Origin of the sequence: Chryseobacterium fluminis (assembly GCF_026314945.1) — a bacterium.
Taxonomy (GTDB): domain Bacteria; phylum Bacteroidota; class Bacteroidia; order Flavobacteriales; family Weeksellaceae; genus Chryseobacterium; species Chryseobacterium fluminis.
Map to the genome: position 1 here is coordinate 4,581,102 of NZ_CP111121.1, position 15,840 is coordinate 4,596,941.

At 41.1% G+C, this 15,840-nt stretch carries 4 protein-coding genes and 1 pseudogene; 3 read left to right on the plus strand and 2 right to left on the minus strand.

Annotated features, from left to right (window positions below; genetic code table 11):
- Nucleotides 1-143 precede the first annotated feature (143 nt).
- Together ODZ84_RS20990 and ODZ84_RS20995 are read right to left on the minus strand one after the other, a co-directional pair.
- Nucleotides 144-2,215 (minus strand): annotated as a pseudogene (locus tag ODZ84_RS20990) (alpha-ketoacid dehydrogenase subunit alpha/beta).
- A gap of 75 nt (nt 2,216-2,290) precedes the next feature.
- Nucleotides 2,291-4,399 (minus strand): S8 family peptidase, encoded by a 2,109-nt coding sequence (locus ODZ84_RS20995; RefSeq protein ID WP_266174374.1) that lies wholly within the window; start codon nt 4,397-4,399, stop codon nt 2,291-2,293.
- A 288-nt stretch (nt 4,400-4,687) separates the two neighbouring features.
- Between ODZ84_RS20995 and dnaE the strand changes: the two genes are divergently transcribed.
- The 3 genes from dnaE (at nt 4,688) to ODZ84_RS21010 (ending at nt 15,695) form a co-directional block, all read left to right on the plus strand.
- Complete coding sequence (dnaE, locus tag ODZ84_RS21000; RefSeq protein WP_266174375.1) at nt 4,688-9,355, plus strand: DNA polymerase III subunit alpha; 4,668 nt, start codon at nt 4,688-4,690, stop codon at nt 9,353-9,355.
- A gap of 266 nt (nt 9,356-9,621) precedes the next feature.
- Nucleotides 9,622-12,351 (plus strand): T9SS type A sorting domain-containing protein, encoded by a 2,730-nt coding sequence (locus ODZ84_RS21005; RefSeq protein ID WP_266174376.1) that lies wholly within the window; start codon nt 9,622-9,624, stop codon nt 12,349-12,351.
- 173 nt (nt 12,352-12,524) lie between these two features.
- Entirely contained in the window at nt 12,525-15,695 is a 3,171-nt protein-coding gene (locus ODZ84_RS21010; protein ID WP_266174377.1) for a T9SS type A sorting domain-containing protein, read from the plus strand.
- Nucleotides 15,696-15,840: the final 145 nt, after the last annotated feature.

Genomic DNA, 15,840 nt, shown 5'->3' on the forward strand with positions numbered 1-15,840 from the left:
ACCTAAGCAAAATAAATACCAATTGAATTTCAGAATAAGCCTTTGAAAGAATTCTTTTCTGGGAATATTATTAATTGATTCATATTTTATGCTAAAAGATATCACAAAAAAACCTCTAAAAAAATTAGAGGTTATATCGTATTTCAGGAATGTAACATTTCTTCGATTTTAACGGTAAGTTTTTCAGCGTTCGGAAGCATTTCTTTTTCCAGAACCAGGTTAATCGGAACTGCCGGAACGTCTAAAGATCCCATTGCTTCGACAGGAGCATCAAGATATTTAAAACAATTTTTGGAAATTCTGTGAGCGAAAGCTTCTGCAAACGAATTGTTGAGCTGCTCTTCAGTCAGAACAATACATTTCCCGTGGGCTTTTACTCTTTCAAAAACTAATTCCTCATCCAGAGGAATAAGGGTTCTTAAGTCAATGACTTCCACTCGTCCGTTAAAGTTTTTAGCTGCTTCTTTAGCCCAGTAAACTCCCATTCCATAGGTTACGATTACTACAGTTCTTCCTTTTTCAGTTTCATCTTTATCAGCCTCAATAACTACTTTTCCCTTTCCAAAAGGTAAGATGTAATCTTCTGCAGGTTCAATGGTTTTGGCATCTTCAGTACCCGGAACTTTGCTCCAGTAAAGACCTTTATGCTCCAGCATCACCACCGGGTTAGGATCATAATAAGCTGCTTTTAATAAACCTTTAAAATCTGCCGCGTTGCTCGGATAGGCAATTTTTATTCCTTTAATATTGGCTAAAATACTTTCAACACTTCCGCTGTGGTAAGGTCCACCGCCGCCATAAGCTCCGATAGGAACCCTGATGATGTTGCTGACCGGAAATTTCCCCTGGCTTAAATAGCTCGATTTTGATATCTCTGTAATTAACTGATTGATTCCCGGATAAATATAATCTGCGAACTGTACTTCAACAATAGGTTTTAAGCCGACTGCGCTCATTCCTGCCGTAGAACCTATAATATAGGCTTCCTGAATCGCCGTGTTAAACACTCTTTTACTTCCGAATTTTTTTCCCAAAGTCACCGTTTCACGGAAAACACCGCCAATCCTTTCACCGACATCCTGTCCGTACAGAAGGGCCTCAGGATGTTTCCACATCAGCTCCTGAATCGCATGAATGGCAGCATCTACCATCACGATTTTTTCTCCACCTTCAGGTTCACGTGTTCCTCTTTCTTCAGTGATCGGAGTAGGCACAAAAACATGTTGCATTACCGTATCAGGTGCAGGATCTGCAGCATTTTTGGCTTTTTCGAAAGCTTCTTCCACTTCCAGGCGCGCTTTTTTAGTGATCTGTTTTAATAATTCTTCGTCTGCGCCGGCATCAAGTAGCTGTTTTCTGAGAATTTCACCCGGATCTTTGGATCTATGCTTTGTTAAATCTTCTTCATCTCTATAGAATTCTCTTCTTACTCCTGAGGTATGATGACCGATTAAAACAGTTTTTGCACAGACTACCAAAGGCCTTCTTTCTGTTCTCACAAAATCGAAAGCCTTTTTCATGACCTCGAAACTTTCAGTAAAATCGGTCCCGTCGACTCTCATTCGGCTCATTCCGGTAAATCCGGCTACAAAATCATACGCATCACAAGTCCGCGCCTCTTCTTTTGTTACCGAAATTCCCCATTCGTTATCCTGAACCAGGAAAATAACAGGAAGCTGATGCAAAGCGGCAAACTGCAGCGCTTCACTTACTTCACCTTCGGTTACCGAATTATCACCCAGACTGCATACTACCACCGGATTGTTTTCAAATTGCTGTAGGTTAAAATCCTGAATATATTTGATTCCCTGGGCAACACCGGTTGTAGGAATGGTCTGCATTCCGGTTGCTGAGCTCTGATGAATAATTTTGGGTTTATTTTCATCCCTGCTCGAAGGGTGAGCATAGTAAGATCTGCCTCCGGAAAAAGGATCTTCCGCTTTTGCCAATAACTGGAGCATTAACTGATAAGGCTCAAAACCAATACCCAGAAGAATGCTTTCGTCTCTGTAATAGGGAGAAACCCAGTCTTCTTTTTTAACTGATACGCGGTGGCCAGCTGAATCGCTTCATGACCTCTTGAAGTACTATGAACATATTTGCAAACATTTCTGTTTTCTTCGTAAATGTCTGCCATAGCCTTCGCAAGCATCATATGGTTATAAGCCTTAAGCAAGATATCCCGAGAAACTTTTTCGTGAAGTGTATTTTCCATAGAAAGCAAATATACATAAAAAAACAAAATACTAACAAGCGTTAGTATTTTGTATAAAATTATATGTTTTGATCGTTATTCTTTGATCACTTTCTTCGTAATTACGTCTTTATCAGATTTTACTTCAATGATGTAAATTCCTTTAGTATAAGAAGAAATATCAATCGCTTCTTTGTCACTGTTGATCACACCGCTCTGTAATTTTTTTCCGGATAGATCATAAATAGTGAAAGATGATTTTTTAGGAGCCTTCAATACATTGACGATATCTTTTGTAATGGTAGGGGCAATGACAATTCCGTTGTCCTTCGTAACTTCTCCCGTTGCTAAAACCTGCTGAGTATATCCTGTGACAGCGATAGAGTAGTTCTGAGAAGGGGTCGTTAAAGTTCCTTTGTTGGAAATTTCAATTCTGTACTGTCTTCCGGCCACAGGGGCATCAATGACTACTTGCTCCACATTGTCTACGGTATTGTCTGCTTTCGTAGCAGGGGCAGATGGAGTTACCGGATTAAGTTTCCACGGATAATAGACCGTGTTGTTTGAAGTATCAATGATTCTTAAATCCAGGTCATTCACCAATCTTGAAGATCTGTTATTGTAAGCGTCATTCCATGACAGGTTAGCGGGAAGCTGATAAGCAGGATCGATCCATGAGATGGTAACTTTTAAAGGCTCACTACCTGAAGCAACTACTGTTTTGATAACAGGCGTTCCGCTGGTTAATGACTCATCATTAAAAATTACGGTATTATTTGACTTTCCTACAAGAAGTTCAGCACCTTTCTTTGCATCAATGAATCCCCATCCGAATAACGGGTCAGGTCCTATGTTTCCAGCTTCTGCCGCAGAATGGATCATTAAAGTCTTTGCTGAAGCAGCATTCAGTTCGGCATTGTTAAATAATTGCTTATTGATTTGAGTCCATAAACCGATAACAGCCGTTACAACAGGAGCAGAATATGATGTTCCGTCACCCACGGTCAAACTGTTGCTTCCTGTAGTGTTTTCTGCTGTAGAAGCACTTCCTACACTGGTTCCTACCGCTGTAATGTCCGGTTTGATACCACCATCATCTCTAGGTCCTGCACTGCTGTAGTCAGAGTGTACGACATCACTTGCAGTTATATATCTTCCGTTGTTTGCTGTAATGATATCGGTTGCCCCTACTACAATAATATTTTTTGCAAGAGAACCTGGCCCGATACAATCTCCTCCATTACTACAGTTTGTTGTAGGAAGGGTATCTGTTGCCGCAAACTGAACGCGTGTTCCGTTGTCATCGGTGTAGTATTTCGGGAAAGCGGAAGTCCCCGGATAATCAGGTCCGTACCCAAAATAATTACCCGAAGATTTTACAATAATATAAGAAGGATTGGTGTAAACGATATTATCATAATTCTGATCATTCGTAAAATAGGTTCCCTGTAGATCCATCGCGGTAGAAGGACTGCCATAGACACCGTTCCATACCCATGCGTTTGCTCCGTTTACTGTGGCAATATTCCACCCCACATTACTTCCGTATGAGTGATTGGAAATTTTAGGCTGAGCAGTGATGATTTTCTGGAATACGGTACTAGGGGAGGTATTTCCTGGTAAAGTGGTTGTACCGAATGCATACGAATCCATCGTTGAATTTTTTGCAATACCCTGAAAGTTGATCGTTCTTGGCGCACCATTGATGGTTAATGTCTGCGTATGGGCTCTGGCTCCTATAAATCCAGCCACAGAGGTAGAGTGCGCACTATAATTCATGGTGCTGGCTTCTTTATTCGTGATTCTGCCCGGCAGGTTATCAAAAAAGGCATGTCCTCCGAACACCCGGCCACCGTCGAAAATGGTATACTTGATATTTTCCCCGTTGAATGAACCTGTCAATCCAGTAACAGTCCCGTTTTGAAGAAAGTCAGAATTCGAATTTTTAATCTGATCCATATCTTCAGGATGTAAAAAGTAAGGTTTGCCACTAGGGTCAAATCCTGATAAACTTTTTCTCTGCTCTTCAATCTCTTTTAAAACTTCCGGAGATTTATTAGCTCCGTAACGTTTTGCAACATAAGAATCAAACTTCTCGTTGTTCTTATTGTTTTGCTTTTCAAATTCTCTTTTTAAGGCATCATTGCTTTGCGCACTTACTAAAGTTATCGCCAATGTGCTGATTAAAAGTAAATGTTTCTTCATAACAGCTGTTAATTATTAAAAAAGGTATAAGTAGCAAATATATATAAATTTTTCATTTTGTGGTACATTTAATTTAAATTACTCATCGGTTTTTAATTTTTTATTAATTATTTTATTGAAAAGTTGATCGGTTGCTATTTTTAATATTATTTTTATTATTAAAGCATCATGAAAAATATTTTTTAAATTTTGGGTGATCTGGTAGGTTTGCAGGGTGCGGAAATATGAATTTTCCGAAAAAATGGAGTAACTTTACATTCACTTTTAATTAAAGCTGGAAAAAATTATATGTATTTAGTTTTTGACACTGAAACCACAGGTTTACCAAAAAATTTCAACGCTCCTCTTTCAGATTCAGACAACTGGCCAAGAATGGTTCAGATTGCATGGCAGTTACATAATGATGATGGGACGCTTATTGAAAATCAGGATTATATTATAAAACCTGAAGGATATGATATTCCTTTTAACGCAGCCAGAATTCACGGAATTACAACGAAAATCGCCAATGAAGAAGGTCGTGATCTGGAAGAGATTTTAAAAGAGTTTTCTGAAGTCCTGGAAAAAGTAAGGGTAGTATCGGGACATAATGTTGAGTTTGATTATAATATTGTAGGGGCTGAATTTTACAGAAAAAATATAGAAGACAACCTTCAGAAGAAACCACGGGCCGATACGATGATTCTGGGTACCGATTTCTGCCAGCTTGGAGGAGGTCGTGGAGGAAGATTCAAACCACCGAAGCTGGAAGAACTCTACGAAAAATTATACGGTCATAAGTTTGATGAAGCTCATAATGCAGCAGCGGACGTAAATGCGACTGCTCAGGTTTTTTTCGAAATGATGAGAATCGGGATCATCCCTGCTGAGGTACTGAAAACGTCTGAAGATCAGCTTGCATACTTCAAAACACTGTATCCGGATCCTATTAAGCCTTTCAGTATTGTGATCAGAAGGCAGGTTGCGGACTTTAACAATAAGAAAAAACAACAGGATTTCGGAAGTATTGACGAGATTGATCTCGGAAGGTATTTCAATTTTGATAATCACAGTGTGTTTTCTACTTTGTCTGCTACTTCGAGTATCGGCGATCTGATCAAAAAAGCGACGGACGATAATTTTCCTGCCGTCGGTATGGTGGATCTGGGAAATATGATGGGCGCTTTTAAATTTGTTTCCGCAGTAGAAGGAACGAATAGCGACCGGGCAAAAAAGCATAAGGAATATCTTGCCAAGAAACAGGAAGCGGAAGAAAACGGGACCCAATTCAATGAAGAAGAACCTGTTTCCGAACCTTTGATTCCCGTTGTCGGATGTGAGTTTTATATTTCAGACCGCTACGAGCAAAAACAGTTTACCAAAGATGATCCCGACAGAAGAACACAGGTAGTTCTCTTGGCAAAAGATTTTAACGGTTATAAAAACCTGGCGAAACTGTCAAGTATTGGCTTTTTAAAAGGATTCTATTTTGGGGTTCCGAGGATCAGCCGTGAGGTCATTGCTGAATATAAAGAAGGACTGATTGCGCTGACTTCAGGTATTATGGGGGATATTCCCGATGCGATTTTAAATACCGGGGAACAAAAAGGGGAGGAGCTTTTCAAGTGGTGGAAAGATACATTTCAGGATGATTTTTACGTTCAGATTCAAAACCATAAACTACCTGAGGAAGAGCATTTGAATGATGTCCTGCTTCATTTTGCAGATAAATATAATGTTAAAATATTAGCCCAGAACGAAACTTTTTATACCAACAAGGACGATTCCAATATTCAGGATATTGTAAGCTGCATCAAAGATGGCGAAAAACTGACGACACCTGTGGGAAAAGGATTCGGGAAAAGACGAGGTTTGGCTACCGGAGAATATTTCATCAAAAATTCTGATGAAATCAAGGAAGCCTTTCTGGCATATCCGGACGCTTTTGATGCCTATGAGGAGTTTACGGCCAAATTTAAACCTTATACACTTAAAAGAGATGTTCTTCTTCCTAAATTTGATATCCCGGAAGAATTCATTCATGCAGAAGATGAAATTGACGGCGGTAAACGCGGAGAGATGGCCTACCTTACTCATTTAACCTATGAGGGAGCGAAGAAAAGATATGTCGATACGGGAATTACCGATGAAATAAAAGAGCGTCTTGATTTCGAACTGGATGTTATTGCCAATACGGGATATCCGGGTTACTTCCTGATTGTACAGGATTTTTGTAATGAAGCCCGTAATATGGGAGTTTGGGTTGGCCCCGGACGTGGTTCTGCCGCAGGTTCGGCAGTGGCCTACGCGATCGGGATTACTAACGTGGATCCTATTAAATATGATCTCCTTTTCGAGAGATTTCTGAATCCTGAAAGGGTTTCAATGCCCGATATCGATATTGACTTTGATGACGAGGGCCGTGATAAGATTATCAAATGGGTTGTTGATAAATATGGGAAAAACCAGGTCGCACAGATCATCACCTACTCGGTTTTGGGTGGGAAATCTGCGATTAAAGATGCGGGGAGAGTGCTGGATGTTCCGATTCCTGATACCAACAATATTGCAAAGCTTATCCCTGCGAGCCCGGGGATGAATATTGCCAAAGCTTTGGCGAAATACGATAAACTAAAGCCTGAAGAACAGATGCTCGTTGATGAAATGAGATATGTTTTAAGCAGTCCTGATGATGCCCGTCACGGTGTACTGGCAAGTGCCAAAAAAATGGAGGGCTGTATCCGGAATACGGGTATTCATGCCTGTGGGGTTATTATTACGCCGGAGGATGTGAGTAACCTGGTTCCGGTGACGATTGCTGCCAAAGATGCAGACATTTTAGTCTCGCAGTTTGATAACTCGGTGGCGGAAAGTGCGGGGCTTCTGAAAATGGATTTTCTGGGTCTTCGAACGCTTACGATTATCAAAGATGCTTTGAAGTTGGTTAAGGCCAGACATGGAGTTGATATAGATCCGGATCTGATTCCTCTGGATGATGTTAAAACCTACCAGTTATTTAAAGAAGGTAGAACGGTCGGGATTTTCCAGTATGAAAGTCCTGGAATGCAGAAATATATGAGAGAGCTTAAGCCAACGGTTTTTGCCGATCTTATTGCCATGAATGCTCTTTACCGTCCGGGACCGATAAAATATATCCCAAATTTCATTAACAGGAAGCATGGGATTGAGGAGATTATCTATGATTTACCTGAAACTGAAGAATATTTAAAAGAAACATACGGAATTACCGTTTACCAGGAGCAGGTGATGCTTCTGTCCCAGAAGCTTGCCAACTTTACTAAGGGCGAAGCGGATACTCTGAGAAAAGCAATGGGTAAAAAACAGATCGACGTTCTGAATAAAATGTACCCGAAATTTATTGAGGGAGGGCGCAAAAATAATCTGAATGAAGAAAGACTGGAAAAAATCTGGAATGACTGGAAAGCCTTTGCCGAATATGCCTTTAATAAATCTCACTCTACCTGTTATGCCCTGATCGCTTATCAGACAGCATATCTGAAGGCCAACTATCCGGCAGAATACATGGCGAGTGTTATGAGTAATAACATTAACAATACGGATTCGATTACCATGTTTATGGAGGACTGTAAAAGTATCGGAGTAGATGTTTTAGGTCCGGATGTTAACGAATCTCAATATAAATTCTCCGTAAATGAGAAGGGACAGATCCGTTTCGGCCTGGGAGCAATCAAGGGAATCGGTGAAGGTCCGAGTGAAGCCATTACCAGAGAAAGAGCCAATGGAAGGTTTAAAAATATTTACGATTTCTTCGAGAGGATCTTACCTTCCCAGATGAATAAACGTGTAGCGGAAAGTCTGGTATTGGCCGGTGCTTTTGATGAACTGGATTCTTTTCACCGTGGGCAGTATTTTGATGTGGATATGGCCGGGAGAACCAATCTGGAGAGACTGATAAGATATGGGCAGAGTTTTCAGGAAAGTAAAAATGAGATGGAGTTTTCTCTTTTTGCCGATTTTGCCGATGAGGTGCAGATCGAGCAGCCCAAGTTGGCACCATGCCCGGAATGGCCGAATATGCATAAGCTTAATAAGGAAAAAGAAATTATAGGATTCTATCTGTCTGCTCATCCGCTGGATGAATTTAAATACCAGTTCGAGTTTATCGCTGGGAACCTGTCGAAAAAATCGGTACTGGAAAAAGAGGATGATGAAAAAATAGTAACGGATGAGGTTCCTGTTCTCGAAAAAGATTCTGTAGATGACGTGGCTGAACTTATAGAAATCGTGTCCGATGATCTGGTCGCCGGAGAGGAGGAAATTATAGAAGAAGTCATTAAGAAGGCTGAGCCGAAAGGTAACTTTATGTTTTTAAATCTTGATGAGGTAGATGCTTATAAAGAGCAGGCTTTCTCCAACAAACAGGAAGAATTGTTTGAAGAAAAGAAAAAGGACTGGAAAACATTACAGAAAGAAAGAGAAAACGGCGGGGCAGGAAAAGAATATACAGTTGCCGGACTGATTACGGAATATGTGGTGAAAGATGGCTTCAGAAGCGGTGAAAAGGTTGCTTTTGTTACACTGGAGGACTATTCGGGATCTTACTCATTCAGGCTGGGAGACCGGGATTATATGAAACTGAAGGAAAAGCTTGAAGTTCAGCGGTTTGTTATTTTTAAGATAAAATTTGCCCAGGTGAAAGACGGGCGTGTTTTTGTGAATGTGAATGATGTCATTGAGCTTCAGGAAGCTTTTGAAAAGTTTGCCAAAAGTATTTCGCTGGTCATGGATGTCATGGATGTGAGGCCTGAAGATTTGTCATTTTTCCGGAGGGTTTTGGAGAGAAATCAGGGAAATCAGAAACTGAAATTTTTTATTAAAAATATTGAAGATGATTCTCATATAGAAGTGCAGTCGATGAAACACTCCGTCAATCTGAGCGGTGATCTGATCAAACAGATTCAACTGCTCAATAAGTATGAGTTTTATCTGAATTGATAAAGAAAAATTTATGTATAAAGTGACTTTTAGGTCACTTTTTTTTGTTTAATAATGAATATTATAGTAAAGTTATTGCGGGATTTGTTATTTATTGGTTTTTTATACGGTGTCTAATATTATTAAATACCTAACGTATATCCATTAAAATTTTAATTTTAATGGATTTTTATCAAATTATTTTGAGAATATATAATATTTTATGCCTTTTTATGATTTGTTTTTAATTTTTATTATATTTACGTTCTAATCAATTCTTATACGATATGAAAAAACAAAATTTACTCTTTCTGCTATTGATGGTTTTTTTTGCCTGTCAGATGTATGCGGCACAGAGTTTTACACTTTCTACCTGCTTTACCGGAATCTCTACCAATACATATGGTCCGATGAGCAGTACTACTACTGCCAATGACAAAAACAGAATGGCATTTATACTTCCGGCTTCACAGCTGGTGAATATTGCCAACGGAACGATTACATCCACTTATTTTAAAAGGTTAACGGCTGCCGGTACTCTGAATGCTACCACCACATTCAAGATCTATCTGAAGAATACTTCAGCTATCGATTTTGGATCAGGATCACCGGATTGGGCTGCTGAAGTAGGGACTGCGACACTTGTGTATGATTCCAGTCCGGCGGTTGCTGTAGGAAGTTCAGCTGGGTTTAAACAGTTTCAGCATGCTGTTAATTTTGTCTATGATTCGGGAAGTAACCTTGCCGTTTATCTGGAATATGTGCAGACAACAGCGCAGACAGCTAATATCCAGTGGGATTATGAATACGGTTCAAGCTGCATCAATACATCAAACAGCAATACGACAAAGTATGTGAAGACCTCCGGCGCATTCGGTGCCACGCTTACTTCTTCAAATTACAGAAGACCGGTCATAGCATTTGATGTTACGGTGCCTCCTCCGACTGCTGCTCCTTCCTGTACCACGGTTTCTGCGCCGGCTAACAATGCCACCGCGGTTTCCGTGACGCCTACTTTTGCATGGGCTTCTACGGCGAGCACGTCAAGTTATACAATCAGTGTGGGTACAGCGCCCGGAGGAACGAATGTCATGAATAACGTAGATGTTGGTAACGTTACGAACTATGCTGTTCCGGCGGCATCTCCACTTGCTTACTCCACTCAATATTACTTAACGGTGACTCCTAAAAACGCGATAGGTTCTGCAACGGGATGTACAAGCACAGCTTTTACAACCACTACCATTCCTTGTCCGTCGGTTTCAGTTCCCGCTGTAGATGCTACAGGGGTTTCTCTTACTCCAACTTTCACCTGGGCAGCGGCACCACAGGCAACCGGATATAGATTAAGAGTGGGAACTGCTGCGGGAGGAACAGATATTGTTAATAATCTCGATTTAGGAAATGTAACGACTTATACATTACCGACTCCTCTGGCAGCATCTACAAAATATTATTATTCAGTTTCTTCTTACAGTGCATCAAGTAATTCTGCCACCTGTACGGAAAGAAATTTCACCACATTATGTACCAATGCGATTGCTACGCTTCCGTGGACAGAGAACTTTGATACTTTATCAAACATTGGCGTAGGAATCGTTCCGACATGTTGGTCCGCAGTGGCAGGTACAACAAACTGGACTTCAATGAACACTTCGTCAACTATATATAATGCACCAAAGTCAGCGCCGAACTACATGACTATTCCATATGGGAATACAGTGGCGAGTCAGCTCTGGACACCTGGTTTTGCTTTAACGGCAGGAACTGCTTATGAATTCTCGTTCTATTATAATACCAATGGAACTTCAAGCTCGTATACAGGTTTTACAGGAGATGTTCAGGTAAATAGCACACCATCCATGAACGGAGCGGCTTCTCTCGGTTCACTTATCTCATCCACGCAGGGTACAACTTCCTACACCCGGTACAAAGTGATTTATACGCCTGTAGCTACCGGAAATTATTATTTTGCGGTAAATGTATCTTCTACAAGTTCGCCATGGCACCTAGGTGTTGATGACTTCAAAATGCAGATTGCTCCAACCTGTAGCGAGCCATCAAATATTATGGCTGCCAATATTACTACTTCGTCAGCTGATATTTCATGGACTGCTCCTTCGGTCGCTCCTGCAAACGGATACGATCTCTATTACAGTACAAGCAGTACGGCACCTACTTCTGTAACCGTACCTAATTATACTGCGATCAGCGGAACTTCCCAGTCTTTATCAGGTCTTACGGCTTCCCTTCCATACTATGTTTGGGTAAGATCCCGTTGCAGCAGTGATCAAAGTATATGGGACGGTCCTTATGTACTCACTTTATTAGTTACCAATGATAACTGTGCTTCTCCGCTACCATTAACAGTAGGGACCGATTTCGCTTCAAGTGCAGTTAATACATCAAATGTAGGAGCTACCAGTGACGGTACAGCGAGCTGTATGGTATCAGCTTCTGATGTTAATAATAATGTCTGGTATTCTGTAGTGATTCCTGCAAGTGGAAATGTTATAATTGAAACTGCAGCAGTTGCCGGATCACCTTTTGTCGATTCCGTAATGGAAGTGTATTCAGGGACTTGCGGAAACTTCACCTCTTTAGGATGTAATGATGATACTAACCTTACATCAAGCAGATTCTCAAAAGTTACTTTAACAGGACAGACTCCCGGGTCTACTGTGTATGTAAGTGTATGGAAATACTCCTCAAGTAATAATTTAGACGGGCAGTTCCAGATTTCTGCTTATGATGCCAGTAACCTGGCAACCAGCGAAGTTTCCGCTGCTAAAAATGCAATTAAAGTATATCCGAATCCTTTTGAGGACGTACTGAATATCTCAGATATCAGTAAAGTGAAATCTGCATCGGTGACGGATATGGCCGGGAAGCTGGTGAAAACAATTGCAAATCCTTCTGCAATCCTTCAGCTGAGTGGCCTGAATTCCGGGATGTATCTGATTACTCTGGAACTTAGAGACGGTTCTAAACAAACGGTCAAAGTGATTAAAAAATAATTTTAGATGATGATTGAAATGTAATAGCGGCTGATTTTAGCCGCTATTTTTTTTATTGAAGTTAGTATTAAATTACGTTAAATAAGTGTATGATAAATAAAAAATTAACATAAATCATAAAGTATATTAAATATATTCATACATTTACGACCTAATCAATATTTTTACTAAGTATGAAAAAACGAAATCTACTCTTTCTGCTGCTGATAGGGCTTTTTACCTGTCAGATGTATCTGGCACAGAGCTTCACACTGACAACGTGTTCGTCGGGACTTTCCTCGAATACGTATGGCCCTATGAACAGTACTGCTACTGCGAATAACAAAAACAGAACGGCATTTATTCTTCCGGCTTCACAGCTGGTCAATATTGCCAACGGAACGATTACATCCACTTATTTTAAAAGGTTAACGGCTAGCGGAACTCTGAATGCTACCACCACATTCAAGATCTATCTGAAAAATACTTCAGCTATCGATTTTGGATCAGGATCACCGGACTGGGCAACGGAAACAGCGACTGCCACTTTGGTATATGATTCCAATCCGGATGCCGCCGTAGGAAACTCAGCCGGGTTTAAACAGTTTCAGCATGCTGCCAACTTTGTATATACTGCAGGAAGTAACCTTGCCGTTTATCTGGAATATGTACAGACAGCTGCACAGGCTGCCAGCATTGCCTGGGATTACGAATACGGTTCAAGCTGTATCAATACATCAAACAGCAATACCACAAAATACCTGAATACTTCCGGAGCATTCGGTGCTACGCTTACTTCTTCAAATTACAGGAGACCGGTCATAGCGTTTGATGCTACGGTGCCTCCTCCGACGACAGCGCCTTCGTGTACCACGGTTTCTGCACCGGCTAACAATGCCACTGCAGTTTCCGTGACGCCTACTTTTACATGGGCTCCTGCAGCGATCACGTCCAGTTACACAATAAGTGTGGGTACAACGCCCGGAGACACCAATGTTATGAATAATGTAGATGTAGGTAATGTTACGACCTATGCTGTTCCGGCGGCGTCTCCCCTTGCTTATTCTACTCAATATTACTTAACGGTGATTCCTAAGAATGCCATAGGTTCTGCAACAGGATGTACAAGCACAGCATTTACAACCACTACCATTCCTTGTCCGTCGGTTTCAGCGCCGGCTTCCGGTGCAGCAGGAGTTTCCCTTACTCCGACTTTCACCTGGACAGCGGCACCACAGGCTACCGGATACAGGTTAAGAGTGGGAACTACTGCGGGAGGAACAGACGTTGTTAATAATCTCGATTTAGGAAATGTAACGACTTACACATTACCGACTTCTCTGGCGACGTCTACCAAATATTACTATTCAGTTTCTTCTTACAGTGCATCAAGTAATTCTGCCACCTGTACGGAAAGAAATTTTACAACGGTATGTGGAAGTGTATCTGCACCGTTTCTTGAAACATTCAGTGGGGGCAGTTTACCGGCCTGCTGGTCTACATCCAGTACAAACAATACAGGATATGCCCTCTGGTTATTCGGCGGAACTCCGGATTACGGAACCACCAATAATGGTGCCGCTTCAGGTACTTATGCATGGGTAGATGCTTCTTCGCCATATACGGGAGTGCATGATGTTACTTTAACATCTCCTCAGATCGATCTTGCAGGTCTTTCGACACCATATGTTCAGTTTAAATGGTTCAAAAACCATCTTTCCACAGCAACGGGAACTACCCAGCCGGCATATGATAATAATCAGCTGACCGTGCAGGTAAAAGCAATTAACGGGACAACCTGGGAGACTGTGTTTACTTCTTCCGCAAACAGCTCTTTGTGGAGAACGGAAGGGGTGGTATTGCCTTCATCATATATCGGTACAACGGTGCAGGTAAGATTTGTGGTAGATAAAGACGTAGCCGGAAACGGATATTTTTACGATAACGTATTGCTCGATGATGTTGAAATTAAAAATGCACCTACGTGTACAGCGCCTGTTTCACCGGCAATCACCGGAACGACCAACCTTACTTCTGAAGTCAGCTGGACGGCTCCTGCATCTGCTCCTGCCAATGGATATGATATATATTACAGTACTTCGAGTACTACGCCTACAGCAGCTTCCACGCCTACTGCAACAGGTGTTTTGGCGACAAGTTATGTAATTAATTCTAATGTAAGCCAGGGCAATACCTATTATGTTTGGGTAAGATCACGCTGTTCAGCAAATGATCAGAGCTCGTGGGTAGGACCGGTTTCATTTGCTCTGATGCCTTCTAATGAAGATTGTGCTACGGCGGTTTCTTTAACCGTAAATACTGATCTTTCGTGTGGTGCTACCACCGCCGGAACTACATTGGGAGCCACTGCTTCAAATATCCCTGCGGGAACCTGTACAGGAAACCCTGATGATGATGTGTGGTACAAATTTGTAGCAACAAGTACTTCGCACCTGGTTACTTTATCAAATGTAATCTCTACAGGTACATCTTCATCTACCAGTTTATATACTCAGGTCTTCACCGGATCTTGTGCAACGCCGGTAAGCATAAAATGCGGAACGACTAACAGTACTTCTGTCACTGGTCTTACCATAGGAGAAACTTATCTGGTAAGAGTGTATAACAGCAACGGCGCAGGATACAGTAATAGTTTTAATATCTGTGTAGGTACGCCACCGCCACCGCCGTCAAATGATGAGTGTGCAGGAGCAACCTCTCTTACCGTAGGAGGGAGTTTTGCCACGGCTGCGGTTAATGCTACCAATGCCGGCGCGACGACCAATATTACGTCGACCTGTCAACCTACCAATTCTGCAAACAATATCTGGTTTACCGTAGTGATTCCGGCTTCAGGAAATGTGACGATCGAAACCGGTGCAGTGTCAGGATCTCCATTTACAGATTCTTTACTGGCTGTCTATAGTGGAACTTGCGGATCTTTAACTCAGATTTCGTGCAATGACGATATTGCATCCGGTTCAAACCTGTTCTCAAGAGTTGCTTTAACAGGCAGAACACCGGGTGAAGTGATCTATGTAAGTGTATGGAGATATAATCCGACAGGTACGGACGGCCCGGTTCAGGTAGGTGCCTACGACAGTTCACTGTTGGCTACAGGTGAGATTTCGGGAGCTAAAAATACCATTAAAGTATATCCGAATCCATTTGTGGAGGTATTGAATATTACTGATATATCAAACGTAAAGTCAGTTTCTGTAACAGATATTGCCGGAAGATTGGTGAAAACCATTACAAACCCTTCTGCAGCACTGCCGTTAAGTGAGCTGAATTCTGGACTTTATTTAATCACTCTGGAGCTTAAAGATGGTTCTAAACAAACGATCAAAGCGATTAAAAAATAATCTAAACAACTTAAATAATGAATTAGCGGCTAATTTTAGCCGCTTTTTTATTATTTCAAATTAGCATTAAATTAAGTTAAATAGCTGTTTAATAAATAAAAAAATAACATAAATCGTTAATTATGTTAAATATATTCATACATTC

Coding starts and splice junctions, on each gene's coding strand:
- ODZ84_RS20995 (WP_266174374.1), bottom strand. CDS start 4,399: ATGAAGAAACATTTACTTTTAATCAGCACATTGGCGATAACTTTAGTA.
- dnaE (WP_266174375.1), top strand. CDS start 4,688: ATGTATTTAGTTTTTGACACTGAAACCACAGGTTTACCAAAAAATTTC.
- ODZ84_RS21005 (WP_266174376.1), top strand. CDS start 9,622: ATGAAAAAACAAAATTTACTCTTTCTGCTATTGATGGTTTTTTTTGCC.
- ODZ84_RS21010 (WP_266174377.1), top strand. CDS start 12,525: ATGAAAAAACGAAATCTACTCTTTCTGCTGCTGATAGGGCTTTTTACC.